Source organism: Actinocrinis sp. (assembly GCF_035653575.1).
Classification (GTDB): Bacteria; Actinomycetota; Actinomycetes; order Streptomycetales; family Catenulisporaceae; genus Actinocrinis.
This window is the reverse complement of record NZ_DASRBQ010000080.1, coordinates 1-25590: the sequence shown is the minus strand read 5'-3', so window position 1 is coordinate 25590 and position 25590 is coordinate 1. Positions and strand designations below refer to the sequence as shown.

The 25590-nt window shown below is 70.2% G+C and carries 27 protein-coding genes; 13 read left to right on the top strand and 14 right to left on the bottom strand.

The features are described 5' to 3' along the window. The first annotated feature begins 32 nt into the window (after positions 1–32). The 8 genes from VFA06_RS11910 to VFA06_RS11875 are packed head-to-tail and all read left to right on the top strand — an operon-like array spanning position 33 to position 9829. Positions 33–1670 (top strand): carbamoyltransferase family protein, encoded by a 1638-nt coding sequence (locus VFA06_RS11910; protein ID WP_324840562.1) that lies wholly within the window; start codon positions 33–35, stop codon positions 1668–1670. Next, positions 1667–3334 (top strand): HAD-IIIA family hydrolase, encoded by a 1668-nt coding sequence (locus tag VFA06_RS11905; RefSeq protein WP_324840561.1) that lies wholly within the window; start codon positions 1667–1669, stop codon positions 3332–3334. The genes VFA06_RS11910 and VFA06_RS11905 overlap by 4 nt, the downstream gene beginning before the upstream one ends. Continuing rightward, the gene (locus tag VFA06_RS11900) at positions 3331–4386 is read left to right on the top strand and encodes a glycosyltransferase family 9 protein (protein ID WP_324840560.1); all 1056 of its coding nucleotides are present in this window, start codon (positions 3331–3333) and stop codon (positions 4384–4386) included. The genes VFA06_RS11905 and VFA06_RS11900 overlap by 4 nt, the downstream gene beginning before the upstream one ends. After that, entirely contained in the window at positions 4383–5348 is a 966-nt protein-coding gene (locus tag VFA06_RS11895; protein ID WP_324840559.1) for a glycosyltransferase, read from the top strand. The genes VFA06_RS11900 and VFA06_RS11895 overlap by 4 nt, the downstream gene beginning before the upstream one ends. Continuing rightward, positions 5345–6562 carry a glycosyltransferase gene (locus tag VFA06_RS11890; protein WP_324840558.1) on the top strand — a complete coding sequence of 406 codons (1218 nt, stop codon included), beginning with the start codon at positions 5345–5347 and terminating at the stop codon, positions 6560–6562. The genes VFA06_RS11895 and VFA06_RS11890 overlap by 4 nt, the downstream gene beginning before the upstream one ends. Beyond that, positions 6559–7218 (top strand): SIS domain-containing protein, encoded by a 660-nt coding sequence (locus VFA06_RS11885; protein ID WP_324840557.1) that lies wholly within the window; start codon positions 6559–6561, stop codon positions 7216–7218. Before VFA06_RS11890 ends, VFA06_RS11885 begins: the two co-directional genes overlap by 4 nt. Beyond that, on the top strand, positions 7215–8687 hold the full coding sequence (gene rfaE2 / locus VFA06_RS11880) for a D-glycero-beta-D-manno-heptose 1-phosphate adenylyltransferase (RefSeq protein ID WP_324840556.1): 1473 nt from the start codon (positions 7215–7217) through the stop codon (positions 8685–8687). Before VFA06_RS11885 ends, rfaE2 begins: the two co-directional genes overlap by 4 nt. Positions 8688–8710: 23 nt before the next feature. Next, on the top strand, positions 8711–9829 hold the full coding sequence (locus VFA06_RS11875) for a glycosyltransferase family 9 protein (protein ID WP_324840555.1): 1119 nt from the start codon (positions 8711–8713) through the stop codon (positions 9827–9829). A 6-nt stretch (positions 9830–9835) separates the two neighbouring features. On the opposite strand, the gene VFA06_RS11870 is transcribed toward VFA06_RS11875, so the two are convergent. After that, complete coding sequence (locus tag VFA06_RS11870; RefSeq protein WP_324840554.1) at positions 9836–10084, bottom strand: hypothetical protein; 249 nt, start codon at positions 10082–10084, stop codon at positions 9836–9838. Between the two features lie 11 nt (positions 10085–10095). Beyond that, positions 10096–11229, bottom strand: a complete 1134-nt coding sequence (locus VFA06_RS11865) for a glutathione-independent formaldehyde dehydrogenase (RefSeq protein WP_324840553.1) — start codon at positions 11227–11229, stop codon at positions 10096–10098. 208 nt (positions 11230–11437) lie between these two features. Between VFA06_RS11865 and VFA06_RS11860 the strand changes: the two genes are divergently transcribed. After that, a complete protein-coding gene (locus VFA06_RS11860; RefSeq protein WP_324840552.1) occupies positions 11438–12025 on the top strand; it encodes a hemerythrin domain-containing protein in 588 nt (195 codons plus the stop codon). Between the two features lie 155 nt (positions 12026–12180). On the opposite strand, the gene VFA06_RS11855 is transcribed toward VFA06_RS11860, so the two are convergent. The 3 genes from VFA06_RS11855 to VFA06_RS11845 form a co-directional block, all read right to left on the bottom strand. Continuing rightward, positions 12181–12687 (bottom strand): hypothetical protein, encoded by a 507-nt coding sequence (locus VFA06_RS11855; protein WP_324840551.1) that lies wholly within the window; start codon positions 12685–12687, stop codon positions 12181–12183. Further along, complete coding sequence (locus tag VFA06_RS11850; protein ID WP_324840550.1) at positions 12659–13210, bottom strand: type 1 glutamine amidotransferase domain-containing protein; 552 nt, start codon at positions 13208–13210, stop codon at positions 12659–12661. Before VFA06_RS11850 ends, VFA06_RS11855 begins: the two co-directional genes overlap by 29 nt. Before the next feature lie 234 nt (positions 13211–13444). After that, entirely contained in the window at positions 13445–13906 is a 462-nt protein-coding gene (locus VFA06_RS11845; RefSeq protein ID WP_324840549.1) for a hypothetical protein, read from the bottom strand. Between the two features lie 334 nt (positions 13907–14240). Between VFA06_RS11845 and VFA06_RS11840 the strand changes: the two genes are divergently transcribed. After that, a complete protein-coding gene (locus tag VFA06_RS11840) occupies positions 14241–15452 on the top strand; it encodes an alcohol dehydrogenase catalytic domain-containing protein (RefSeq protein WP_324840548.1) in 1212 nt (403 codons plus the stop codon). Then, entirely contained in the window at positions 15442–16224 is a 783-nt protein-coding gene (locus VFA06_RS11835) for a GPR1/FUN34/YaaH family transporter (RefSeq protein ID WP_324840547.1), read from the top strand. Before VFA06_RS11840 ends, VFA06_RS11835 begins: the two co-directional genes overlap by 11 nt. A gap of 57 nt (positions 16225–16281) precedes the next feature. Here VFA06_RS11835 and VFA06_RS11830 read toward each other — a convergent pair whose 3' ends face one another. Continuing rightward, complete coding sequence (locus tag VFA06_RS11830) at positions 16282–18300, bottom strand: maleylacetate reductase and hydroxyquinol 1,2-dioxygenase domain-containing protein (protein ID WP_324840546.1); 2019 nt, start codon at positions 18298–18300, stop codon at positions 16282–16284. A 125-nt stretch (positions 18301–18425) separates the two neighbouring features. On the opposite strand from VFA06_RS11830, the gene VFA06_RS11825 reads away from it, so the two are divergent. Then, positions 18426–18974, top strand: a complete 549-nt coding sequence (locus VFA06_RS11825) for a DUF6328 family protein (RefSeq protein ID WP_324840545.1) — start codon at positions 18426–18428, stop codon at positions 18972–18974. A 132-nt stretch (positions 18975–19106) separates the two neighbouring features. Here the strand turns inward: VFA06_RS11825 and VFA06_RS11820 are convergent, their stop codons facing one another. The 8 genes from VFA06_RS11820 to VFA06_RS11785 form a co-directional block, all read right to left on the bottom strand. Continuing rightward, positions 19107–19280 carry a hydrophobic protein gene (locus VFA06_RS11820; protein WP_324840544.1) on the bottom strand — a complete coding sequence of 58 codons (174 nt, stop codon included), beginning with the start codon at positions 19278–19280 and terminating at the stop codon, positions 19107–19109. A 119-nt stretch (positions 19281–19399) separates the two neighbouring features. Further along, complete coding sequence (locus VFA06_RS11815) at positions 19400–20305, bottom strand: polysaccharide pyruvyl transferase family protein (protein WP_324840543.1); 906 nt, start codon at positions 20303–20305, stop codon at positions 19400–19402. A gap of 86 nt (positions 20306–20391) precedes the next feature. Beyond that, positions 20392–20658 (bottom strand): DUF4235 domain-containing protein, encoded by a 267-nt coding sequence (locus tag VFA06_RS11810; RefSeq protein ID WP_324840542.1) that lies wholly within the window; start codon positions 20656–20658, stop codon positions 20392–20394. A gap of 98 nt (positions 20659–20756) precedes the next feature. Continuing rightward, the gene (gene mscL / locus VFA06_RS11805) at positions 20757–21218 is read right to left on the bottom strand and encodes a large conductance mechanosensitive channel protein MscL (protein ID WP_324840541.1); all 462 of its coding nucleotides are present in this window, start codon (positions 21216–21218) and stop codon (positions 20757–20759) included. A 102-nt stretch (positions 21219–21320) separates the two neighbouring features. Beyond that, positions 21321–21836, bottom strand: coding sequence for a mycothiol transferase (locus VFA06_RS11800; RefSeq protein ID WP_324840540.1), 516 nt, complete (start codon positions 21834–21836; stop codon positions 21321–21323). A gap of 126 nt (positions 21837–21962) precedes the next feature. Next, a complete protein-coding gene (locus VFA06_RS11795; protein ID WP_324840539.1) occupies positions 21963–22214 on the bottom strand; it encodes a hypothetical protein in 252 nt (83 codons plus the stop codon). Positions 22215–22223: 9 nt separating this feature from the next. Then, positions 22224–23192, bottom strand: a complete 969-nt coding sequence (locus VFA06_RS11790; RefSeq protein WP_324840538.1) for a PfkB family carbohydrate kinase — start codon at positions 23190–23192, stop codon at positions 22224–22226. A 53-nt stretch (positions 23193–23245) separates the two neighbouring features. Next, positions 23246–23656: a ChaB family protein gene (locus VFA06_RS11785; RefSeq protein WP_349260156.1), complete on the bottom strand. Its 411-nt coding sequence runs from the start codon at positions 23654–23656 to the stop codon at positions 23246–23248. A gap of 216 nt (positions 23657–23872) precedes the next feature. Between VFA06_RS11785 and VFA06_RS11780 the strand changes: the two genes are divergently transcribed. Next, positions 23873–24976, top strand: a complete 1104-nt coding sequence (locus VFA06_RS11780; RefSeq protein WP_324840536.1) for a Vms1/Ankzf1 family peptidyl-tRNA hydrolase — start codon at positions 23873–23875, stop codon at positions 24974–24976. Positions 24977–25590 lie beyond the last annotated feature (614 nt).

Here is a 25590-nt window from a genome sequence, read left to right as displayed (position 1 = left end):
TACACCTTCTGCACGACGTTTTGGGGAAATATATGCGCGTTCTCGGCATCAACGCCGTTTTTCACGACCCCGCCGCCGCCCTGATCGTGGACGGCCGGATCGTGGCCGCGGCGGAGGAGGAGCGATTCAGCCGTCGCAAGCACGGCAAACGCCCGGTGCCTTTCTCCACGTGGGAGTTACCGGAGCTGGCCGCGGCCTGGTGCCTGGCCGAGGCCGGGCTGGGGCCGGACGATCTCGACGCCGTCGCCTATTCCTATGATCCGCGCGAGGCGAAATCGGCCGAGGAGCTCGGGCTCGGCGATCCGTGGGACCACTTGCGCCAGATGTACGCGCACCATGCACCGGGGTTCATCGCCGAGGCGCTTCCCGGCGTCGATCCGGAAACGGTCAGGCATGTGCCGCATCACGTCGCGCACGCGGCTTCGGCCGGGCTCGCCGCGCCCTTCGAGAATTGCAGCGTCCTGGTCTGCGACGGCCGCGGCGAGTCGGTTTCGCATCTGGCCGGACGGTATGGCGGCGGCGAACTGGAGATCCTGTCGAGTCAGTTCCTGCCGCACTCGCTCGGCCTGTTCTACGAGGAGGCCACGGACCATCTCGGCTTCCTGCGATCCAGCGACGAGTACAAAGTCATGGCCCTGGCCTCGTATGGCAAGCCGCGGTTCGCCGCCGAGTTGCGCCGGTCGGTCTATCCGCGCGGGGACGGCGGGTTCGTCACCGAGCCGGTGCCCTGGTCGACGCTGACGAAGCGCCGCGAGCCGCACGAACCGTGGACGGATCAGCACGCCGACTTGGCCGCGAGCGTGCAGTTGGTGCTCGAGGAAGTGCTGCTAGATCTGGTGCGCTGGCTGCACGGACGCACCGGGGACCGGGCGCTGTCGATGGCCGGCGGGGTCGCGCTCAACTGCGTGGCCAATTCGCGGATCGCGGCTGAGGGCCCGTTCGAGCAGGTATGGGTGCAGCCGGCGGCCGGAGACTCGGGAACCGCGCTCGGCGGCGCGCTGCACGTGGCGCGGGAACTCGGTGACCTGACCGATCCGATGACCGACGCCGCGCTTGGCCGGGGCTGGAGCGCGGAGGAACTCGAATCCTGGCTGGTCACCGCGCACATCCCTTACCACAGGCCGGAAAGCGTCGCCGAGGAGGTCGCGCAGGCGCTCGCCGAGAACCGGATCGTGGCCTGGTTCCAGGGCCGCAGCGAATACGGACCGCGCGCGCTAGGGCACCGCTCGCTGCTGGCCCACCCCGGGCACGCGGCGAATCTGGAGCGGCTCAACGATGTGAAGGGCCGCGAGCAGTTCCGGCCGGTCGCGCCGATGGTGCTGGCCGAGCGGGCGGCGCAGATCTTCGACGGTCCGACGCCGAGCCCTTACATGCTGTTCGTGCACCGGGTGGCGGCCGAGTGGCGCGATCGCATCCCGGCTGTAGTGCACGTGGACGGCACGGCGCGCATCCAGACCGTGGACAGGGCGCAGGAACCGCTGGTGGCCGAGATGCTCGCGGCCTTCGAGCGGCGCACCGGACTGCCGGTCGTGGTGAACACGAGCCTGAACACTGCGGGCCGGCCGATGGTGGACAGCCCGCGCGACGCCCTGGAGTGCTTCGGCTCCTCCCCCGTCGACGTGCTGGCGCTGGGCCCGTTCGTGATCAGACGCGGGGAGCTGGCGCAATGAGCACGAAGGCTGATACCGCCGAGCCGGCGTACGACACGCGCTGCGCGATCGTCATACCGACGATCGGGCGGCCGAGCCTGCAACGCTGCGTAGACGCGCTGGCCACGGCATCCGGGCCGCTGCCGGAGCTCGTCGTCGTGGTCGACGATCGGCCAGACACGCCCGATCCGCTTCCGCTCCAGGTGCCGCGGGCGCTGGCCGACCGCACCACGATCGCGATGACCAGCGGAGGCCGCGGGCCGGCGGCGGCGCGCAACCTCGGCTGGCGCACGGTGCCGGCGACCGTGCCGTGGATCGTGTTCCTCGACGACGACGTAGAGGTCGAACACTTCTGGCGGGCGCGGCTGGATCACGACCTGCGCGTTACGCCTGACGTTGGCGCGGTACAGGGCGTCATCCACGTTCCGCTGCCGAGCCAGCGCAGGCCGACCGACTGGGAGCGCAACGTCGCGGGGCTCGCCGATGCGCGGTGGATCACCGCGGACCTGGCGTACCGGCGCGACGCCCTGGTCGAGAGCGGCGGCTTCGACGAGCGGTTCCGCCGGGCGTTTCGCGAGGATGCCGACCTCGCGCTGCGGGTACAGGACGCGGGATGGCGGCTGACCGTCGGCCAGCGCCGCACCCGCCATCCGGTACGGCCCGCGGACCGGCTTGTCAGCATTCGGATGCAGGCCGGAAATGCCGACGACGTGCTGATGGCGCGGCTGCACGGCCGCGACTGGTACGACAGGGCAGAGGCGACTCGCGGCGCGCGTCGACGCCATCTGGCGGTTACCGCTCTCGGGACCGCGGCGTTGGCTGCCGGAGCAGCCCAGGGCATTCGGGGCCTGACGAAGTCTGCGACGGCTTCGAAGTCCAGGCAGAGCGCGGCGCTGCGCCGGGCCGGCTTCCTCGCTGCCGCGGGCTGGTTCGCCGGGACCGCCACATTCTTCGCCGAACGCGTGCGTCCAGGACCGCGCACCGCCGATGAATTGGCCGCGATGGCGGTCAGCAGCGCCGCGATTCCGCCCGTGGCAACCGCGCATTGGCTGCGCGGGCTGCGGCGCTATCGCCATGTGCACGCGGAGAGCTGGCCAGGCCGGCCATTGGCGGTACTGTTCGACCGTGACGGAACCCTGATTCACGACGTGCCGTACAACACCGATCCGGACCGCGTCGCGCCCATGCCCACAGCGCTGGAAGCACTCCGGCTGCTTCGCGATGCCGGGCTGCGCATCGGCGTCGTCACGAATCAGTCCGGGATCGGCAGAGGGCTGATCACGCCGGGCCAGGCCAAGGAGGTAGATGAGCAGGTACGCCGATTGCTCGGCCCCTTCGACGCCTGGGCCGTCTGCCCGCACACGCCGGAGGACGGCTGCGACTGCCGCAAACCGCGGCCCGGGCTGATATTTCAGGCTGCTGCTGAGCTCGGCATGCGGCCCGAGGACTGCGTCGTCATCGGCGATATCGGTGCGGACGTGGCGGCGGCGCGCGCGGCCGGAAGCCGCAGCGTGTTGATACCCACACCGAGCACTCGCATCGAGGAGCTGGCCGGAGCGCGGATCGGCGTCGACCTGCTCGCCGCGGCACGCTGGATCGTCGGCCAGAGCGATCCGGAGCCGGCGCGTGCCCATCGCACGCGCGCCGCCGCCACCGGCCGATCAACGAGTGGGAGCCGGCGATGAGCGCCGCCACCACGCGCAACCGGGTGCTGGCCGTGCGGCTGGACGGCCTCGGCGACGTCCTGCTGACCGGGCCGGCGCTGCGCGCGCTCGCGGCCGGTTCACGGCACGTGACGCTGCTGGCCGGTCCGGACGGCGCCTCGGTCGCGCCGTTGCTGCCCGGCGTCAACGACGTGCTCGTCTACAAGGCGCCCTGGGTCGGTCCGAACCCGCAGCCACTGGACGACGGCTGTCTTCGGTTCCTGATGCGCGAACTGATTCTCGGCGACTTCGACGAGGCCGTCGTCTTCACCTCGTTCCACCAGTCGCCGCTGCCGGCCGCGCTGCTGCTGCGGATGACGGCGGTGCCCCGGATCAGCGCGATCAGCGTCGACTACCCCGGCTCGCTGCTCGACGTGCGGCACCTCGTGGACGAGGACATCCCGGAACCCGAGCGTGCGCTGTCGCTGGCGCGCGCCGCCGGCTTCCCCCTTCCGCCCGAGGACGACGGACGGCTCGCGCTGCGCGATCCGCTGCCGGATGTCAGTGCTCTGGTCCCGTCGGAGCGCTATGTCGCGGTGCATCCCGGCTGCACCGCCCCCGCGCGTACCTGGCCGGTCGAGCGGTGGGCGCGGGCGGTACGCGAACTGACCGCCGACGGCCACCGGGTCGTGGTGACCGGCAGCAAGAAGGAGCGCGAGCTGACCGCACGAACCGCCGGCGAGACCGGAGCCCTGGATCTCGGCGGCCGCACCCGCCTGCCCGAGCTGGCCGCGGTGCTGGCCGGCGCGGCCGTGACCGTCGCGCCGAACACCGGTCCGGCGCATCTTTCCGCCGCCGTCGGCACTCCGGTGGTCAGCCTCTTCGCGCCGGTCGTGCCTGCCGTGCGCTGGGCGCCGTACGGAGTCGAGACCGTGCTGCTGGGCGATCAGGAGGCTCCCTGCGCTGGCACCCGCGCCCGGGAGTGCCCGGTCCCCGGCCATCCGTGCCTGTCCGGCGTGACCGCCCGCGACGTGGTCAGCGCCGTCGAGAAGCTGCTGGCCTCGGCCGGCCACCGCGAAGGAGGTGTGGCATGAGGATCCTGTTATGGCACGTGCACGGCTCGTGGACGACCTCCTTCGTGCAGGGATCGCACACGTATCTGCTCCCTGTCACCGAGCCGCGCGGTCCGGACGGCCTCGGCCGGGCGCGCACCTGGGACTGGCCGCGCAGCGCGATCGAGGTGCCGGTGCACGAGCTGCGCTCGACGCCGTTCGACGTGGTGGTTCTGCAACGGCCGCAGGACGCGCAGCTCGTCGTCAACTGGACCGGTCTTGTGCCGGGCATCGACGTGCCCGCGGTCTACGTGGAGCACAACACGCCGCAGCAGGACGTGCCGAACACGCCGCACCCCGCCGCCGGCCATCCGGGCCTGCTCGTCGTGCACGTGACGGACTTCAACGACCTGTTCTGGGACTGCGGCAGCACTCCGACGACCGTGATCGAACACGGCATCGTCGATCCCGGCGAGCGCTACACCGGGGAGATCGCGCATGCCGCGGTCGTGGTCAACGATCCGGTGCGACGCGGCCGGGTCACCGGAACCGATCTGCTGCCGGGCTTCGCCGAGCACGCGCCCCTCGACGTGTTCGGGATGCGTGTCAATGCTCTGCGCCATCACCCGGGATTCCCGCCGGACCGCATTCACCTGCACGAGGACCTGCCGCAGGACCAGATGCACACGGAACTCGCGCGGCGGCGGGTGTACGTGCACCCCATCCGCTGGACCTCGCTCGGGCTCTCGCTGCTTGAGGCGATGCAGCTCGGGATGCCGGCGGTCGCGCTGGCGACCACCGAGGCCGCGCGGGCGGTACCGCCCGGCGCCGGGGTGGTCTCCCCGAGCGTCGCCGAACTGCACGAGGCGATGTGCGCCTTCATCAACGACAAGGAGTTGGCACGTGAAACGGGGGCTGCCGCGCGTGAGGCGGCGCTTGAGCGCTATGGGCTCAAACGCTTTCTCGAGCGCTGGGACCAGGTGCTGGCCGAGGTGAGCTCATGAGAATCGCACTCGTATCAGAACACGCAAACCCGATGGCCGCGCTCGGCGGCGCCGACGCGGGCGGGCAAAACGTCCATGTGGCCTGCCTCGCCACCGGCATGGCCGCCTTGGGCCACGAGGTGACGGTGTACACCCGGCGGGACGCGGCCGACACGGCGGCGCGCACCCAGATGGGCCGGCGGGTCGTGGTCGAGCAGATCGACGCGGGTCCGCCTCGGCCGGTGCCCAAGGACGACCTGCTGCCGCACATGCCCGCCTTCGCGCGGGAGCTCGCGGCCCGCTGGAAGACCCAGCGGCCCGACGTGGTCCACGCGCACTTCTGGATGTCCGGGCTGGCCTCGCTGGAGGCCGCGGAACCCCTCGGCATCCCGGTCGTGCAGACCTATCACGCGCTCGGCGTGGTCAAGCAGCGGTATCAGGGATCTGCCGACACGAGCCCGCCGTCGCGCATCGAGACCGAGCGCGAGATCGGCAAGACCTGCGCCAGGATCGTGGCGACCTGCAGCGACGAGCTGTTCGAACTGGTGCGGCTTGGCGTGGACCGGCGGCACATCTCGGTCATCCCGTGCGGCGTGGACCTGGAGCGCTTCACTCCGCAGGGCCCGGTCGCGCCGCGCGGCCGCAGGCACCGGCTGCTGGCGATCGGCCGGCTCGTGCCGCGTAAGGGATTTGATATGGCGATCCGGGCGCTGGCACAGCTGCCGGAGGCGGAGCTGGTCATCGCGGGCGGTCCGCCCGCCGAACAGCTCTGCGACGAGCCCGAGGCGCACCGGCTGCGTCAGATCGCTGCCGAATGCGACGTCGCGGACCGGGTCAAACTGCTCGGCGCCGTGCCGCGCGGCGACATGCCGGCGCTGCTTCGCTCGGCCGAGCTGGTGCTGTGCACGCCGTGGTACGAGCCCTTCGGCATCGTGCCGCTCGAAGCGATGGCCAGCGGCATCCCGGTCGTGGCGAGCGCCGTCGGCGGGCTGACCGACACGGTGCTCGACGGAGTAACCGGCGTACTCGTCCCTCCGCGCGCGCCAGATGCACTCGCCGACGCGCTTAAGCCGTTGATCAAGGATCGCGAGCTGCGCAGGCAGCTGGGACTCAATGGCCTGCTGCGCGCCAGATCGCGTTATGGCTGGCCGCGGATCGCGCGCCGCACCGCGGAGGTGTACAGCCGGCTCGTGGCCGAAGGGACCGGGAGGATCGAGGAGGCGGTGAACCGATGATGTCGATCGAACAGGTATTGCGCGACCGGCTGAGTCAGGTCACGTATGCGCTCCGGACCTCCGACGTGCTCGCCGAGACCTGCGCCGAGTGGGGCCGCCAGCTGGCCGACGCGCTGAGCGCCGGGCACCGGTTGCTGGCCGCCGGAAACGGCGGCAGCGCGGCGCAGGCCCAGCACCTGACCGCCGAACTGGTCGGCAGGTTCCGGGACGAGCGCCGGCCGTTCTCGGCGATCCCGCTGCACGGCGACACCTCGGCGACCACGGCGATCGGCAACGACTACGGCGCCGACGAGGTCTTCGCCCGGCAGGTCGAGGCGCACGGAAGGCCCGGCGACGTGTTGCTGCTGCTGTCCACCAGCGGCCGCAGCGGCAACGTGATCGCCGCAGCGCAGCGGGCCCGGGCGGTGGGTATGCACGTCTGGGCCCTGACAGGACCGGCGCCGAACCCGCTCGCGACGCTGGCGCATCGCTCGATCTGCGCGCACGGCCCCGACACGGCGACGGTGCAGGAGGTTCATCTGGTGGCGCTGCACCTCGTCTGCGAAGCCATGGATCTCGCCCTCGCGCGCCAGGAACCACAGCTTCTCAGCCGCGACGTGGACGGCAGTGAGGTCCGGCATCTTCCGCAAGCCGCGCCGATCGGAGTCCCCCGATGACGGCCGGTCCGCTTGTCGTCATCGGAGACGCGCTGCTCGACCGCGACCTCGACGGCGCGGTGCGACGGTTGTGCCCTGATACTCCGGCGCCGGTAGTCGACGAGCCCACGGTCCGTCCACGCCCCGGCGGCGCCGCGCTGGCAGCGCACCTGGCAGCGCGGGCCGGGTGCCAGGTGACGCTGGTCTGCCCGCTCGGCGATGATGCTCACGGCGAGATGCTGAGGGAGCTCATCGATCCACGCGTCCGCCTCGTCGCGCTGCCCTGGCCAGACGCGATCGCGCAGAAGACGCGAGTTCGCGTCGATGGCAGGACACTGCTGCGTATCGACCATCCGGCGCAGCCGTACACCGGCGACCCGGGATCGCGGCTCACCGAAGCGTTCGAGGGCGCCCGCGCGATCCTCGTGTCCGACTACGCCGGGGGCGTTACCTCGAATCAGGCCGTACGCGATGCTCTGACTACGGCCGCTCGCCGCGTGCCGCTGGTCTGGGATCCGCATCCGCGCGGCGCAGCACCCGTCCCCGGCACACTGCTGGCGACGCCCAATCAGGCGGAGGCGGCCGCTGCCTCGATGTCGCCCGGCGCCGCGGCGGCGCGCGGGTCTGCGGCTGTGAGAGCGGCCGCGGAGGCAGCGGACAAACTGCGCACCGCTTGGCCGGTATCGCAGCTCGCGATCACGCTCGGCGCGCAGGGAGTGCTGCTGTGCGGAGCAGCCAACACTCAGTTGATCCCGGCCCGCGATATCGAGCCGACCGACGCCTGCGGAGCCGGGGACGCATTCGCCGCCGCGACCGCAGCCGCGCTCGCGTCAGGCGCGCTGCCGTCAGAAGCCGTAGTCGCGGCAGTTGACGCCGCAGCGTCGTTCCTGGCTGCCGGCGGCGTATCAGCCCTCGACCCGGTATTCGACACGTCCAACGCCTCTGCCGCCTCCCCCTTCGCCTACGCCCCAGCAGCCGCTACCACCACCGCTCACGCCGACCTGCCGCGCCCTGTCTCGGCCCTCCCCCGCCCCGCCGACCCCTTCGAGCTCGCCGCAACGGTCCGGGCACACGGCGGCACAGTCGTCGCGACCGGCGGCTGCTTCGATCTGCTGCACGCCGGTCACGTGCACTGCCTGCGCACGGCGCGAGCGGCCGGGGACTGCCTGATCGTGTGCCTGAACTCCGACGCCTCCGTACGCCGGCTCAAGGGTGCCGGTCGGCCACTGAACAACGAGGCGGACCGCGCAGCCATCCTCGAATCCCTCAGCTGCGTCGACGCGGTCGTGGTGTTCAACGAGGCCACCCCGGAGGAGACACTGCGGCGGCTGCGCCCCGACGTCTGGGTCAAGGGCGGCGACTACGCGGCCGACGACCTGCCCGAGGCACCGCTCGTGCGCGGGTGGGGCGGCAGAGTCCTGACCGTGCCGTACCTGTCTGGCCGGTCGACCACCGGCCTGGTCCGCTCGGCCCGCAATGAAGCAGCCTGATACCACAGACGAAGCAAGCTGAGATGACCACGATCACAAACGCCACCACCTTCCCAGTCGTCACCGGCAGCGCCGCAGAGAGCACCGCCGCCAGGCCCCGCGTGCTGCTGTTGCGCGCGCTCGGCCTCGGCGATTTCCTCACCGGCGTGCCGGCATACCGCGCCGTGCGGCGCGCGTTCCCCGAGCACGAGATCGTGCTCGCCGCGCCCGCGCAGTTCGCCCCGCTGGCCGAGCTCACCGGCGCGATCGACCGCCTGCTGCCCGCCGGCGAACTTGAGCCGTTGCGCTGGCCCTGGCCGCACGACGCCCCGGAGTTGGCCATCGACCTGCACGGCAACGGACCGGCCAGCCGCCGCCTGCTGGAAGACCTCAGACCCGCTCGGATCGTGGGCTTCAGCACCCGCCGCGCGGCGAATCGCGGCGTGTGCCACCTCGGTCCGCGCTGGCTGCCGAGCGAGCACGAAGTCCACCGCTGGTGCAGACTGCTGACGCGCAGCGGCATCCCGGCCGATCCGAGCGAGCTGGATCTCCAGCCCCCGGATCCGGTAACGCACCCGGCGCCGAACCTGCACTCGTCGGCCGTCCGGGCAACCGCGGGCTCGAACACCGCCGCCCGCCCCTGGCCCGCCAACTACGCCCGGCCCGTCATCATCCATCCCGGAGCGGCCTACGCGAGCCGCCGCTGGCCCCCCTCGCGCTTCGCGGCCGTTGCCGGGTACCTGAACAAGTCTGGCTGGCGCGTACTGATCACCGGCTCGGCAGCGGAGCGCGACCTAGCCGCGTACGTAGCGCGCGCCGCGGACCTTCCGCCCCATGCCGCCGTCGCCGGCCAAACCACGCCGCTCAACCTCGCGTCGCTGGTGGCCGAGGCCGCGCTGGTCGTCTCCGGCGACACCGGCGTCGCGCACCTCGCGACGGCGTTCCGGCGTCCGTCAGTGGTCTTGTTCGGCCCGATCCCGCCCAACGAGTGGGGGCCGCCGCCGGATCGCCCGTGGCACGTGGCCCTGCACGCCGCAGAGCCCGGCTACCACGGCGACCCGCACGGCAGCGAGCTCGATCCGGCCCTCGACGCGATCCGCGCCACGGACGTCATCGCCGCCGTCGACAAGCTCCTTGAGGCGACCGCGCATTCCGTCGGCTGAGTGCCTTTACTGCGCTTCTGGCTCCTGGGCTTCCGAATCCCAGACGTCTTGGTCAGTGCGCGGTTGCGGCTGCTCCGGCTGGCTGGTGCGCAATCCGGTCGCAATAAGGACAGCGCCGACCGGCATGACGACGAGAAGCGCCCACTGCCCAAGAAGCTGCCGTGCGAGGAGTGCGATTACACCCGTCGCGCCGACCATGACGACAGCGCGTTTGGTAAGGCTGACGTCGCCGAACAACCATCGCCACGCGCGCATGGTCCACCACGCTACGGGTGCAGGACCACCTTGGTCCAGCCGTCGTCGCGCTGGTCGAAGTGGCGGTAGGCGTCCGGGGCGTCGTCCAGGCCGACGTGGTGCGAGACCAGGAACGACGGCTCGGCGCGGCCGGCGTGGATGAGATCGCGCAGCTGCCGGTTGTACGCCTTGACGTTCGCCTGCCCGCTGCCCATGGTCAGGCCCTTCTGGAAGAACAGCCCCAGGTCGAAGGCGACCTGGCCCTCCTTGCCAAGCTCGTCCGGCGAGTTCGGGTCGCTGGGCACGTATACGCCCACCACGCCGATCGTCCCGGTGGCGCGCACCGAGCGGACCACGTTGTTGATGACCATGTCAGGGTGCTCGGTGCCGCCCGGGTCGTGCGCCTGCCAGCCGACGCAATCGCAGCCCTTGTCCGCGCCGCGGCCCTGAGTCAGCTCCATGATCCGCTCGACCGGATCGCCGTCGTTCGCGTCGACCGGGATGGCGCCGATCTTCTCCGCCAGCCGCAGCCGGTCCCGCTGGTGGTCGACCAGCATGATCTTCGCCGCGCCGCGGATCGCCGCCGAGTAGGCCGCCATCAGCCCGACCGGTCCGGCGCCGAAGACCGCGACGGCGTCGCCGGGGCTGACCCGTGCCAGCTCGGTCGCGTGGTAGCCGGTCGGGAAGATGTCGGCGAGCATCACGTAGTCGTCCTGCCGCTCCTGCGCGTCTTCGGGCAGCCGCAGGCAGTTGAAGTCGCCGAAGGGCACGCGCAGCAGTTCGGCCTGACCGCCGTTGTACGGGCCCATGTCGGCGTAACCGTAGGCGCCGCCGGCCATGCCAGGGTTCACCGTGAGACAGAAGCCGGTCAGGCCGCGCTCGCAGTTGCGACAGAAGCCGCAGGCGATGTTGAACGGCAGGCACACCCAGTCGCCGACCTTGATCCGGGCCACGGCGGAGCCGACCTCGATCACCTGGCCCAAGTTCTCGTGGCCGAGGACCTTGCCCTCTTCCACGCTGGTGCGGCCCTCGTACATGTGCAGGTCCGAACCGCAGATGTTGGTCGCGGTGATGCGCACCAGGACGTCCGTGGGCGCCTCGATGCGCGCGTCGGGCACCTGTTCCACGGCTACCTCACGCGCGCCCTTGTAGACCAAAGCCCTCATGCTTCCGTCGCCTTTCGGTTAGTGCGTTCAGGTCGATTCGTGCCGTTTGGGCCCGGCTGCCCACGCGGTCATAGGGCAAACGGCGGATGCACCGTTTCGTCGGAGTTTCATCCGCTGCGTCCGGGTACCCGCGAGACGCAGACGCGAAGTCCGAGATCGAACGCCGCGCAACGGGCGGCGACGTGCAGAAATCCAGAAAGGGAGCACCATGAAGCATGCAGAGAGGGAGCGGACGGAAGCCGCCAGGCTGCCCGAGGGCAACATCATCCGCATCCTGCTGGAGCAGCACGCCCAGATCCGCGAGCTGTTCGTCGCGGTCAAGGCTTCGACCGGCGCGCCGAAGCAGGAGCGCTTCGACCAGCTGCGTGAACTGCTCGCGGTCCACGAGGTCGGCGAGGAGATGATTCTGCGCCCGGTGTCCAAGAACACCGCGGGCCACGAGATCACCGACGCGCGCAACCACGAGGAAGACGAGGCCACGCACGTCCTGGCCGAGCTCGAGAAGATGGACGTCAACAGCCCCGAGTTCGAGACGAAGCTGGCGAGCTTCGAGCAGGCCGTGTCCGACCACGCCGAGCACGAGGAGCACGAGGAGTTCCCGACGGTGCTGGCCCAGCGCACCGAGGAGGAGCTCAAGCGGATGGGCGAGCGGCTGCTGAAGGCCGAGAAGACGGCCCCGACGCACCCGCACCCGACCGCCGCGGGCTCCCCGGGCATGGTGAAGGCCGCCGGGCCGTTCGCCTCGATGCTCGACCGCGCCCGCGACGCGTTCAAGAAGCACTCTGACGACAGCTGACGCGGAATACAGCTGACGCAGAATCCGGCGGTCTGATCGGAGCCAGTGACAACCGGAGCAGTGGCAAGTCGCAGACGCAAGCAGCACAGCGGCCGGTGGTGTGAGCGACTCGCGTTCCTCACACCACCGGCCGCTGTGTGTGGGGGCTCTCGGTGCTACTGCTCGCTGCGGGTTCGTTGGCGTTCGAGGGCTCCGAGAAGGCGCTGCGTGAACGCACTCGTCGAGCCCTCCGGATCGGGCTGCGTAATGATGCCTTCGTCATCGCGGAGGCCTGACTCACTGTTATTGACGATCCCGGCCAGCGTCGCGAACGCTACGTCCTCGCGTTGGTCGAGGGCGCCGATCGGCTTGCCCTGTCGGTAAGCCGTCTCAATGAAGCTGCGCGCGTGCCGGTCGGCGGCCAGCCAGGGCTCTGTATTGCCCAGCAGAACGACCGCGTCGTACGACGCCGATTCCTCGTGCGCGATAGAGCGCGGAAGGGGATCGTCGTCGTAGGCGCTGTCCGCGCCTGCCTTTCCCGGTGGCTCCGGGACCAGCACGGCCATCGAAACCTCGCAGGCGGCGAGTTGATCGCGCAGTTCCAAGCCGCGTGACCGGTCCGCGCCCGGCGCACGCAGTACCGCGACCTCGCGCTTATGCGATGTGTTCGATGTATTTCTCACAGAATGCCTTGAGGTCGTCCGGCTTGCGGCTGGTCACCAGGCTGCTCGGCCGGCTGGTGTCGACGACCACCTCTTGGTCCACCCAGTTCGCGCCGGCGTTGCGCAGGTCGGTCTGGAGGCTCGGCCACGAGGTGAGCGTGCGGCCCTCCAGCGTCCCGGTTTCGATCAGCGTCCAGGGCCCGTGGCAGATCGCGGCCACTGGCTTGCCGTCCTGCACGAACTTGTGCACGAAGGCAACCGCTTCGGGGATGGTGCGCAACCGGTCCGGGTTCGCGACGCCGCCCGGGAGCACGAGCGCGTCGAAGCGGTCGGGGTCGGCGGCGGAAAGCGGCTCGTCCACGTCCCACTGCGCGGCCCGATCGAGGTGGTCGAACAGCCACACCTTGCCCGGCTTCGGCGAGACCAGCACCGGGGTGGCTCCGGCGTCGAGCGCGGCCTGCCACGGGTCGCGCAGTTCGACCTGCTCGGTGCCCTCGTCGGCGACGAGGAAGGCGATACGGCGGCCGTTGAGGTCCTTGGCCATGAAAATCGCTCCGTCCAAAGAAGAGGGAGACAGGAATGCATGCAGGTGATTTCTCGGCGGGTCCGGTCTGTCCTGCCTGTCCCGGCCCGTGGTTTTCGCCCGGTTACCCGAGCCCTTCGGATGCGAAACGGCAGCACTGAAAACACAGCAGCGCCGTCCTTCCACTCGGTTGCGGGAAAGGCGGAATGGAGGCGCGGCGAGCAAGCGCGGTGGGCCGGCGCGGCGCGTTCGCTGTCAGCGAACGGGCAGGTGAGCGCGCTCGACGGAGGTCTCCGCACGCTCGTCGGAATGCTTGGGGACGCGAAGTGTCGGGGTCGGTGCACTCGCCTCCGGCGCCGCCGGCTGGCTGCGCAGCGAACGGTTGGTGCGCAGGCAGCGCACCAATTCTTCGAGGTACGGCAGCGCGCCGAAGACCGTGACGGCACCGATCACCGCGGCGCGAGTGCGCGTGGACAGCGGCCGTACCTCGGGGCGCAGCTTGAAGTCCGCCTTGACCGGTCCTCGGCCGACCACCGCCAGCGCCTGGTCCCAGTGCAGTGCCGCCAGCGAGGCGGTCGCCATCAGCGGCACCACCTCCAGCAGGCTGTGAATGTGCTGCTCGGCCGGCGTCACCTTGCGCCTGCTCTCGGCATAGGTCACATCCCAGATCGCGGTGGCTTCATGCGCGCCGAGGCTGGCCGCCGCGGTGGTCAGCACCCCGGCTTGGGCTGGAAGAAGAGGCCGAGCACACCGCATAAAGCAGCAGGCGGCGCGTCGCCTCCTCGACGCCGAACCGCCTGCGCAGTTCGGTCACATACAGGCGACGCAGCGGGTTCTCCGGTCGTACGCGGGGAAGTGAAAGCGACATTTGACGCGGTTACCCGGTCGAGGGACACGTTAACGAACCGCGGCCTAGCTGAGCGCATGTCGCCTCGCCTCCACCCTCCGAACCTGATCGTCGTTCTGCGTCATGCGGGTTTGGGTGCGGAGCGCTTGGGCAGTCAGCGCCTTTCGGGACGCACCAATCCGCCACATTTTGGAGAGATTCTCGATGAAGGCAGTGGTATGGCATGGAACCGGCGACATCCGCCTCGACTCCGTCGCCGACCCGAAGATCGAACAGCCGACTGACGCGCTGATCCGGATCACCCGCAGCGCCATCTGCGGTACCGATCTGCATTTGGTGCGCGGCACCATGCCCGAGATGAAGGAGGGCACCATTCTCGGGCACGAAGCGGTCGGCGTCGTCGAGGAGACCGGTGCGCAGGTGCGCGGATTCTCTCCCGGTGATCGCGTAGTGGTGTGCTCCACGATCGGCTGCGGCACCTGCTCGTACTGCCGAGCCGGCTATTACGCACAGTGCGATACGGCGAACCCGAACGGGCCGGCCGCGGGGACCGCGTTCTTCGGCGGGCCCGAGAGCACCGGACCGATCAACGGCCTGCAAGCGCAGTACGCGCGCATTCCGTACGCGATGACCACGCTGGTGCGCATCCCGGAGGGCGTGACCGACGACGAGGCGATCCTGCTCTCTGACATCTTCCCCACGGCCTGGTTCGGCGCGCGCCTGGCCGAGGTGCGCAGCGGCGACACAGTGCTCGTGCTCGGCGCGGGCGTCGTCGGCCAGTTCGCGGTGCTCTCGGCGAAGCGGCAGGGGGCGGGCCGGGTGCTGGTCGTGGACGGGATCAGATCGCGTCTTGACGCGGCCCGGGCGCAGAACGCGGAGCCGATCGACTTCAACGCCGAGGACCCGGTCGAGGTGGTCAAGGACCTGACCGGAGGCATCGGCGCAGACCGGGTGATCGACGCCGTGGGCGTCGACGCGCAGCGCCCGAAGCAGGGCCCTGCGGCCGAGCAGGCGAAGGAGCAGGCCGAGCAGTTCGCGCAGGAGCGGGAGAAGGCCGCGCCCGAAGCCCAGCCGCAGGACGCGCAGTGGGTGCCGGGCGACGCTCCGAGCCTGGCCGCCCGCTGGGCGGTGCAAGCCGCGGCGAAGGCGGGCACAGTCGGCGTGATCGGCGTCTATCCGCCCGGCTTCGACGCCTTCCCGCTCGGCGAGGCGATGAACAAGAACCTGACCGTGAAGCTGGGCAACTGCAACCACCGGCGCTATCTGCCCGGCCTGCTGAACCTGGTCGCGGCCGGCACCGTCGACCCGACCGCGTTCATCACGCGGCGCGCCGAGCCGGAGTCGGCGATCGAGGCGTACCAGAACTTCGATCGGCGCGAGGACGGCTGGCTGAAGACGGTGCTCGATGTCGACTGACGGGGCAGGGCCGACGCGGACCGAGGAACCGGTCACGAAGCCAGTACCCGCACATGCGCGCAGCGGACAGCCGCCCGAGACCGGCGATTCCGGCTCGGTGGGCGTCGGGGCCGCGGGTGACCATCTGCGCATCGTGCTGCGCCCTGTGGCAAGCAGCGCACCCGTTGCGTTCTACGCGTTCGGCGCGGGGACGATCCTGTACAGCGCCCTGCAACTGCAATGGATGTCCGCGCAGCAGAGCAAGCCGCTCGCGATCATCCTGCTCGCCTTCGTAGGGCCGCTGGAGATCATGGCGGGGCTGGTCGCCTATGCCGCGCGCGATGCCGGCGTGGCCACCGCGATGCTGATCTTCGGCGCTGTCTGGATCGCGCTCGGACTGGAGCTGTACACCTCGCCGCCCGGCAGCCGCTCTACCGCGGTCGGGATGTTCATGCTCACGATCGCGGCCGCGGTGCTGATGATCAGCACCGGTGCGATCGTCGCGAGACCGCTGCTGGGTCTGCTTGCGCTGTTGGCGACGGCGAGGTTCGCGCTCAGCGGCGTGTACGAGCTGTACGGCGGCGTCAACATCGAGCACGCCTCGGGCTGGCTGGGCATTCCGATCATCGCGATCTCGCTGTACGGCGGGACCGCGTTCCTCCTGGAAGAGACGATGCGCAAGCAGATCCTGCCGATCGGCCGGCGCCGTGGCGCGGCGGCCGCGCTCGAAGGCGACCTGAGCCGGCAGATCGAGCCGGTGGCCCGCGAGGCCGGAGTACGGCACCTGTTGTAGCGGATTGGCAGAGGATTGAGAGCCGGGCGCGGTCAAGCCGGATTGGTCGCGTCGGCCTCAGGATGCGTCGGGAGCGAGCCGGAAGGTGAACTCGACGCTGCGCCACGCGCCTGCTACCTCTCGCCCGTCCGGCGTCGGGCCGTGGCGCTCGGCGAAGTCCACGATCAGCGCCTCCTTGACGCCGAAGACCGTGTCCGAGTCGAGGTATTCGCCGCCCGCGACGAACAGCTGGGTCACGAGCCGGCGGTGGCCGGGGGCGCTGATCATGAAGTGCAGATGCGGCGCCCGGTAAGGGTGGCGGCCGACGGCGGCGAGCATCGCGCCGACCGGTCCGTCATCAGGGATCGGATAAGGCGAAGGCAGGATCGACCAGAACCGCAGCCTGCCCTCCTCGTCGGTACGGAACCGAGCACGCAGAACCGGGCCGTCCAGGTCCGGCAGCTGTACGTCGTAGAAGCCGTCCTGGTTGGACTGCCAGACGTCGACGATCGCGCCCCCGAGTGGCCGATCCTGCGCGCCGAGGACCCGCACGTCGGTCCACAGCGGGATCCCCGGCAGGCCGCCAGAGATGTCAGCGCCCTGTTGCGTTTCGGGCGGCCCCTCCACGTAGAAGGGGCCGAGGACCGCAGACGGCGTGGCCCCGGGCGTACGCGAATTGGCAAGCAGGTCGACGACGCTGGAGACGCCGAGCGTGTCAGAGAGCAGCACTAACTCCTGGCGCGTGTCCGAGCAGATCTGACCGGTCCGGGTGAGGAAGTCGATCGCGTGCTGCCATTCACCCTGCGTCAACTCGTTCTCCACGGCGAAGGCGTGCAGATGCCAGACGAGACTTGTGATCAGCTGTCTTACTCGCGGGTCGGGAGCATGGTCGAAGCTGGCGACGACCTGTTCGGTGAGCGAGCTCGAGTCAGGCATCGCCGACGCCGGACCCGAATCGGCGACGCCGCGCAGCGATGACGGGGCAGGACGGAGCCCGTGCCAAGCGTCACGCAGCAGGGATTCGATACCGCTGACGGTCAGCTCCCGCGGATTGGGATAGGACTGCGCGGCCACGAGCTGCGCTGCATGCGGGAGGTCGGTTTCCGCGAGACCGAGCGCCTGCAACGAGGTCGGGCCGCCGACCGAAGCGATCAAGTCGAACAGGCCGCTCGGCGCGTCCTCGACGCCGAGGGCTTCGGCGATCCGGCGCATGGCCTGTAGTGCGGCCGGCGCGTTGTAGGCCATCGCATGCGGAAGGATCACCGTATGCGTCTCGGCGTGAGGCAGACCGAACGAACCGCCGAGGACATGGCACAGCTTGTGATGCAGGCCCATGCCGGCCCCGCCGAGGCAGGTTCCGGCGAACCAGGCGGCACGCAGCAAATCGGCGCGCGGATCGAACCCGCCGCTCCCGCCTGACGCCGGGCCGGTGTCGCCCCCGGCAATCAGCGGAAGGGCGCGGGCGGTCCGGGCGATCGCGTCGAGGGCGAGGCTGTCGATGATCGGGTTGGCCTGCGGCGAGTACAACGCCTCGACGGCATGCGCGAGCGCGTTGACCGCGCTGGTGACCGTCAGGCCGAGCGGAAGCCCCCGGGAGAGCTCCACGTCGTAGATCACCGTCTCCGGCAGCACCGCCGCGGACGAGGTCGTCACCTTGCGTCCGTCGCTCGTCTCACCGAGGACCGGCGTGACCTCGGAACCGGCATACGTCGTGGGCAGGATGATCTGCGGCAGGTCGGTGCGCAGCGCGAGCGCCTTAGAGAGCCCGGTGGTCGAACCGCCGCCGAGTGCGACCAGGCAGTCCGCTTGCGCCTCGCGCAGCACGCCGAGCGCCTTTTCGGTCACCTCGACCGGCGTGTGCATGGCCGCGCCGTCGAATCGAGCGGCAAGCAACGGGCCGAGGGTTGAGCACAAGTGTTCGACTGCGGCCGAGACCGAGTGTCCAGCGAGAAGCAGCACACGCGTGCCACCGAGACGACGCACCTCATCGCCGACGCGTGACGCGGTACCGCTGCCGAACAGCACTCGCGCAGGGTGCGCGGCGTACTCGAAGGACGCCCTCTCAAGCGATTCCGCCTCGAAGCCCTCAGTCGCCATCGTTCCCGCTCCCGTACGTCTCAGCTTGTACGGGCCATGATTGCGCGGTGCCGGCTCGGGTACTAGAGCTTGCTTTCGCGCTATCGCGCCAGCACGTCATATCCGGAGTTCGGAGGTCGATCGGGATGGACGGTGCCCGGCCCTTCGGCGAAGAAGCGCCGCCCGGGCAGCAAGCGAGCTGCGCGCTGCGATCCGCAAAGCGCCCCGAGACCGAACTGCAACGCTGGGACCGCAACTTCACCGAGCTGCTGCAGGAGCTGCGGGTCGCGCAGACCGGCGTCCAGATCCTGTTCGGCTTCCTGCTCACGGTGCCGTTCAGCAACCGGTTCAGCCACGCGACGACGCTTCAGGTCGCGGTCTACACGATCACCGTGCTGGCCTCCGCGGTGGCCGCCGCGCTGCTCATCGCGCCGGTCAGCCACCACCGCCGGGTCTTCCGCCAGGGCTACAAGGCGGAACTGGTGGTCTGGGCCGATCGCGTCGCGCAGGCGGGGCTGCTCGCGCTGCTGGTGGCGATGAGCGGCGTGGTGTTCCTGGTGCTGGATGTGCTGAAGGGCATCGCGCTGGCGCTTCCGCTGACCATCGCGGTGGTCATCGTTTACTGCCTGCTCTGGTACTTGATGCCGAACCTGGTCTATTCCGATACGGCGCGTTCCAGCGAACGCGGTGATTAACCGATCACTCTTCGAGAATCATCGAACGAGCCGGAAGATCGGCAAGGCCCGGTCTTTTCGGTAATTCCTGCCGAGACAGGCGGACGGCCGGCCCGGATAACCGGACCGGCCGCCTCGCATCCTTTTATCGGGTCACCAGCGCCCGTACCACCGGCGACGGCCGCCACCTGACACGCCTCCGGAGAAGCCGAAGCCGACCAGCCAGGCGACGAACACGATCAGCGCGATCCACCACAGCACGTGGACCGCGAAGCCGAGGCCGCCGAGAATCAGCGCCAGCAGCAGGACGAGCAGAATAATACCCATCTGACCACTCACTCCTTTGATCACTCTCGTGATCCGGATCTCGTGTTTGCGCCGTGCTTTGCCGCCGACCTGATAACCGCTCAGCGCCGACCCAAACAGGAGTTCGTGGGAGCGTTTTCCTAAGAAAGCCGGGCGCCGATTCGCGCCGCCAGCGAACCGGCCTCGGCGGCCGCCACGGCCTGCTGGGCGCACAGCCCGGCCCGCTCGCGGCCCGAGGCTGACAGGCACCAGTCCAGCGACCCCTGCAAGGCGGCCTGCCGCGCCCGCTGCGCCGGCAAGAACGCAGGCCAGCGCCAGGCAGCGGCTTGGGCGGCGACCTTCCCGCCGCCTGCCACCGGGTCCACGGCCAGCACCGGCACCCGGTTGGCCAGGCCGAGGACCAGTCCGTGCAGGCGCGTGGTGACGATCGCGTCGAGCCTGCGGACGACGCTGATCAGTTGCTCCGGCCGGGCCGCCAGCGTCCAGTCCACGCTGTCGAGCCGGGTCTCCAGCGGCACGACGGCGACGCCGGCCTCCCGCAGCCACGCCGTGATCGTCTCGGTGACACTTTCGTGTCGCCGCGCCGGTCCGTATTCACCCTGGCCATGCGCCAGCGCGACGCCGATCACCGGGACCGCGCTTGCCGAGGCCGCGGGCCCGGTCGCGAGATCCAGGCGCGACGTGATGTCCGGGGCGTCCCTGGCGATGATCGTGTCGAAGCCGGTTACCGCCGGATCGCGCGGGTCGAGGACCGAGACGCCGACCGCGATCCTGCGGCAGCGGCGGAACCGCTCGTGCAGCCCGGCGATCTGCGGCCCGTGCAACGGCCCGCAGACGAACACCAGGTCGCTGTAGTCCTCCGGCCGCGCCGCGTCCAAGATCAGGCCGCCGGGCCGGAACACCGGGCTCCAGGCGGTGTCGTGGGCAATCCCGGCGCGCTCCAGTTCAGCGCGCACCGCGCGCCAGGCGAGCACGTCCCCGGCGGTAGCCTCGCCGTGCAGGAAGCTGAACCAGCCGACGAGCAGGACGCGCTTCGCCTTTTCCACGATCGCGCGTCCTGCTGAGTCCCGAATGACCGTGGGAGTGTCGTGCGTGCCTCGTGCGCCGCTCCCCTGGTCCGCTCCGCTTCGGGTCACGCGGGCCAGGTGCCGGTGATCCGGCGCACGCCCGCCGCTCCGCCGCGATCCACCGCCGCCCGGACCAGCGCGAAGATCATGCCCTGCAACACAGAGGCGACCAGCACCTCGCGCCAGCCGCGATCCTCGTCGGTCGGGCTCGGCGCGTCCTGCTGATCGTCGATCAGCCGCCAGACCCGCTTGAACACCGCGCCCGCCAGCACCCCGCCGGCCGCGCCGAACACCATCCCGAGTGGCTTGTAGGCCACCTTGCTCACTTTCACTGCCTGCTCCCTACCGTCGAAGTCACGGCCGCACCGCCGCTGCGTGGGCGCAGCCACGTCCCCGCGTCACCTGCCGACGCCCGGGTCAAACCTGCCGGTCAGCCCTCTGGGCCCATTACCGGCGCCGGACCGCCGGCGGGAGCCGTCGCGGCGGGGTCGGGATCATCGTGGACAAGCACGCTGGTGCACTCAGGGCAGCGGCGCGCTTGGATCGGGATGCTGCGATCGCACTCGGGGCAATTGCGCTCGGTCGCGGCCTGGTTGCGTTCGAACAGATGCAGGAATCGGGCCACCGGCAGCACGATGACGAAGTACACGACCGCCGCCGAGATGAGGAACGAGAGCACCTCGGTGATGAACGCCCCGTACGCGAACTTCGACCCGTGCACCGAGAATGTCAGGTTGTTGAAATTTGGGGTGCCGCCGAGCAGCGCCAGCAGCGGATTCACGAACGAGACGACGAACTGGTGAACCAGGCTCGAGAACTGACTCCCGATCACGACCGCCACGGCCAGATCCACCAGGTTGCCACGCAGGATGAACTTGCGGAATCCCTTCATGGCGCACCGGATTGCCCGCGCAGACGCGACTAATGCGTACCGCGCGGGCCAATGTGCTCGCGAGCGCCGCGCCGCGGTACGTAGCGCGGCGCGGCGCGGGACCTAGCCCGCGCGGCGCTCCAAGACGCCGCGGATGAAAGCGGCCTGACCCGCGTGCTGAAGCGTGTCAGAGATCACGCTCACCAGGCGCACGCCGAGCGACACCGGCGGATCCCAGGCCTCGTCAACGATGCGTTCGAAGTCGGCGTCGCTCAGGCCACGTACACACTCAACGGTCTGCTGGTACACCGCGTCGTAGTAGCCGGTCAGCAGCTCGGCGGACTCGACGCGCACGGCGGCCACCTCTGCGGAGCTCTGGCCGTAACCGCTCGCCTCCGTCTTGAACGGGAGATTGAAGCGCTGCTCCCAGCCCTGCGCCGTCCACACCTGCTCGATGCCAAGGGCGTCCGCGACGTGGTCGTCCTGAACGCGTGTCAGGTGCCACACCAGCCACGCGATGGAGTTCGCGTCGGGATCGAGCCGTTCCGCGAGTTGCTGCGCCGTCAGCCCGGAGGCGGCGTGGTGCACGACCTCGCGCACTCGGCCGAAGGCGTCGACGATCAGTTCCGCACCGTTCATCGCCAGCTCCCCGTCATCGGTGGCTCCTCATCGTGATTGCCGACTCCCCGGTGTCGCGTTGACCGGCTTATTCGGGTCGCGGCCGCAGGCAGTGTCCGGACTGCGCCGTGCCCGCGGCTCAGGACTCTACTGATCACCGTCATTCTGTGCCGCCGAACGCGCGGGCGGCTCGGGCGGCTTGTTCTCGGTGCGCCCGCGCTCGCGCTCGCGCCGCTGCTCGATCTCCTCGCCCACCTCCGGGCTGGTCTCGTCCTCGATCGGCTCGGGGTCGTGCCACTCCTCGGCGCGGGTCGGGTGACCGGCCCGCATCTGGCCCTCGACCTCCTTCTTCATCTCCTCGTCCAGCCGCGGGCCGTGCTTGCTCGTCGAGCGGTCCATGTCAGCTCCTTACTTTTTCGTGCCTTCAGTGCTGAACCGGCCGGGGTCCGGTGCCGCGGCCAGGCGCGCCCGGAGCGTTTCGGCGGTCATCCGCGGTCGCCCGCCGACGTGCTCGACCGTGAGGGCCGAGGCGGCGACCGCCCAGCGACCCGCTTCCCGCGGTGCCTCGCCGAGTACGAGTGCCGTGGTCAATGCGGCGACGAAGGCGTCGCCCGCGCCGGTGGTGTCCACGGTCTGCGCGTCGTCGAGCGGATAGAAGACGTGGCCCTGAGGGCAAGCGACGAGGTTTCCCTTGCCTTCGACCGCGAGCGCGACGACTTCGGGTCCGTTGGCCAGTAGTTCGTCGGCCGCGCGTACCGCGTCTTGCACGCCGCGGATCCGCCGGCCGGTCAGCAGCTCGGCTTCGTGGCCGTCGGCGCGCAGTACGTGCGCGTTCTCCAGCAGGGCCCTGCGATGATCCGGCTGCGGCGCACCGTCGAGCACGACCCGGCAACCGGCCTTCCGCGCCATCGTCGCGGCAGCCAGGCAGGCCGCGGCGGGTTGCTGCAGCTGGATGACAGCCGCATCCGCCCGGACCAGCAAGTCGCCCGCGGCCTCGACATCAGTCTGCGTCAACTGCACGGCCTCGGGCAGGTCCTCGAAATAGCGCCAGCGATGCTCGCGGTCGAGGATTTCGACGATGAGTCCGGTCACGGTGTCGGCGCGCCGGACGACGCACGACACGTCAATGCCGTCCGCGCGTGCCCGCGCCAGCGCCTCGTCTCCCGCGCGATCGTCCCCGAGTACTGCCACCAGCGCGACCCGGATACCGAGTCGTGCGAACGAGACCGCCTGATTCGCGCCTTTCCCGCCGAGCACTTCGCTGTGCGTATGCACGACGGCGGACGTGCCCGGCTGCGGCAGTTCGTCGATCGGCAGCACCAGGTCCCGGCCGGCCTGGCCGAAGACGACCACGGCCGGGCGCAGTTCACCGTCCATCTCGCTCCCCGTCCCGTTCATCCCGCTCCGCGTCTTCGCGCGGCGGCGATCGATCAACGGGAACTCGGCTGCTTCTCCCGCGTCTTGCTGCGATTCGCCTTCCGAATGGCCTCCAGCAGCTCCCCGCGGCTCATCGTGGAGCGGCCGGGGATGTCGAGCTTCTTCGCGAGCTCGTAGAGGTGCTGCTTGCTGGCCTGCTCGTCGACGCCCTCGCCGCTGCGCCCGCCGATCTGCCGCGGCCGGGCCGACTGCGGGTCGGACGGTCCCTTGCGGCCGCCCTCCTTCGCCTCCCAGTGGTCGCCGACTTTCTCGAAGCTGTGCTTGAGCGCGCCGAAGGCCACGCGGTGCGCCCGCTCTCCCTCGCCGTACTGCTGCACGGCGCTGTCGTGTGCCTCGATCCAAGTGCGCTGCGCCTTGGCCGGCGAACGGCGCAGCGTCGAAGGAAGTTCCTGGCGTCCCGGCATCTGAATCGACCTCCGATCCGTCGTCACGGTCCTAATCGTCACGTCTCTTAGTTGTCAGGTCGTTCTCGTCGTCCTGCGCTTGATCAGTGTCGAGTGCCCCTTCCGATGGAGCGGAAACCGCACCCCGTTTCGAGCGGACCGAACGGGTACCACGAGGAACCGGGCCCGTTACGGGTTCGCCGAGTCGTCCGAGCACCGCGCGAAGGGAGCGTGAGCATGGAGCCGGGTCACTTCAAGCAGCTGTACGACAATCCAGGGCCGTTCGCCTCCGTCTATCTCGCCACGGACCGCGCCGATCCCGAGGCAGCGCACGCGATCGAATTGCGCTGGCGGGAGCTGCGCGGCCGACTGGAGGCCGACGGCGCCGACGAACCGACGCTGGAGGCGATCGACGCGGCGGTCGGCTCGGACCGAGACCGCCCCTCGCCGCACGGCCAGGCGATCTTCGCGGCCGGCGGCTCGGTGCTGCTGCAGGAGGAGCTGCGGGTGCCGAACGTGCTCGACCGCGCCGCCTTCGGCCACCTGCCGGACGTCCTGCCACTGCTCGCGCAGGCTCCGGATTTCCCCTCCTACCTGCTGGTCTTCGCCGATCGCGGCGGGGCCGAGGTGGAGGTGTACGACGGCGCCGGAGTAGAGGAGCGCGAGCGGGTCGACGCCGGAGCGCGCTGGCCGTTGCGGAAGGTGCACAACGGCGACTGGCACGAGGCGCATTTCCAGCGGGAGGTGGAGAACACCTGGGCGGCGAACGCCAAACAGGAAGCCGACCGGGTGCGGCAGATCGCGCAGTCCCACCACGCCGAGCTGATCGCGGTGAGCGGCGACGCGCGGGCCAAGACCATGCTGCTCGAGCACCTCGGCCCAGACTGGAGCGCACGGGCCGTCCCGCTGCCCTCCGGCGGCCGGGCCGAAGGCTCGGACCGCGCGCAGGCCCGGCGTGCGGCCATGGTCGTCGCCGCGCGGACGGAAGAGTCGCTGCGCGCGGACGTGCGGGAGCGCTACGCGGGCAGGCTCGCCACCGGCGGGGCGGTCGAGGGCCTGGTGCCGACGGTGGAGGCGCTGCGGCGCGGCGAAGTCGACACGCTGCTGATCCGGCACGGATCCAAGGAGCTTGACTCGTGGATGTGGTGGGGTCCGCAGCCGGGGCAGCTGGCCGCGCATCCGGAGGAGCTGACCGACATGCGTTCGGCGCAGATCCGGCGGGACAAGGCCGGGAACGTACTGGTGCGCGCCGCGGTGCAAAGCGGCAGCCGGATCCTGGTGCTGGCCGGCGGCGAGCCGGGTCCGCAGCACGGGGTCGGCGCGGTGCTGCGGCACACCTGATCGCGGCAGAGCCCGAACGGGCAATTGAGACCGCTGCCACAAACATCAACGAACATCAACGGTTCGAATTGGTAACCGACATATCAAGCATTCGCGACAGATCGGGTCGCCGCCGCGCTTCGAACACGCGGCGGCGATCTTTCGCGACAAGCCCGTGACCGGCGCGAAACCGCAGGGTAATTGCCAGGCCGGCCCGCACACCGCGGAAACACCTGTTTCGTCAGCAATCGTTGACCGGTTCTCTGCGCGGCGCTAATTTCCCCCTCAGTGCTTGACAGTGCGATCGCGGCGGTCGTCGCGGCAATTCCCACCTTCGAGCACTGATAAACCCGTAGCCGTCCCGCAGGGATCCTTCCGAACGGGGCGGCGGCGCGCACGCCAAGCGGTCGGATCGGGCCCGGCTGCACCTCGTCGCTCCGCAATCACCCCGATGATCTTCCGACGTTGGCATCGCGCCGAACCGATCGGGCCGTGTCCTGGGGCCAAGCGGTGATCCCGCCGTCCCGTCTCGCGTGCCCGCACTCCCGTGCGGCCGGACGCACCCACATGCGCCGCCGCCACCCGAGATAAGGGGATATGCAGGTGACCCACCCACCCACGGCCGCGGCGCGCCG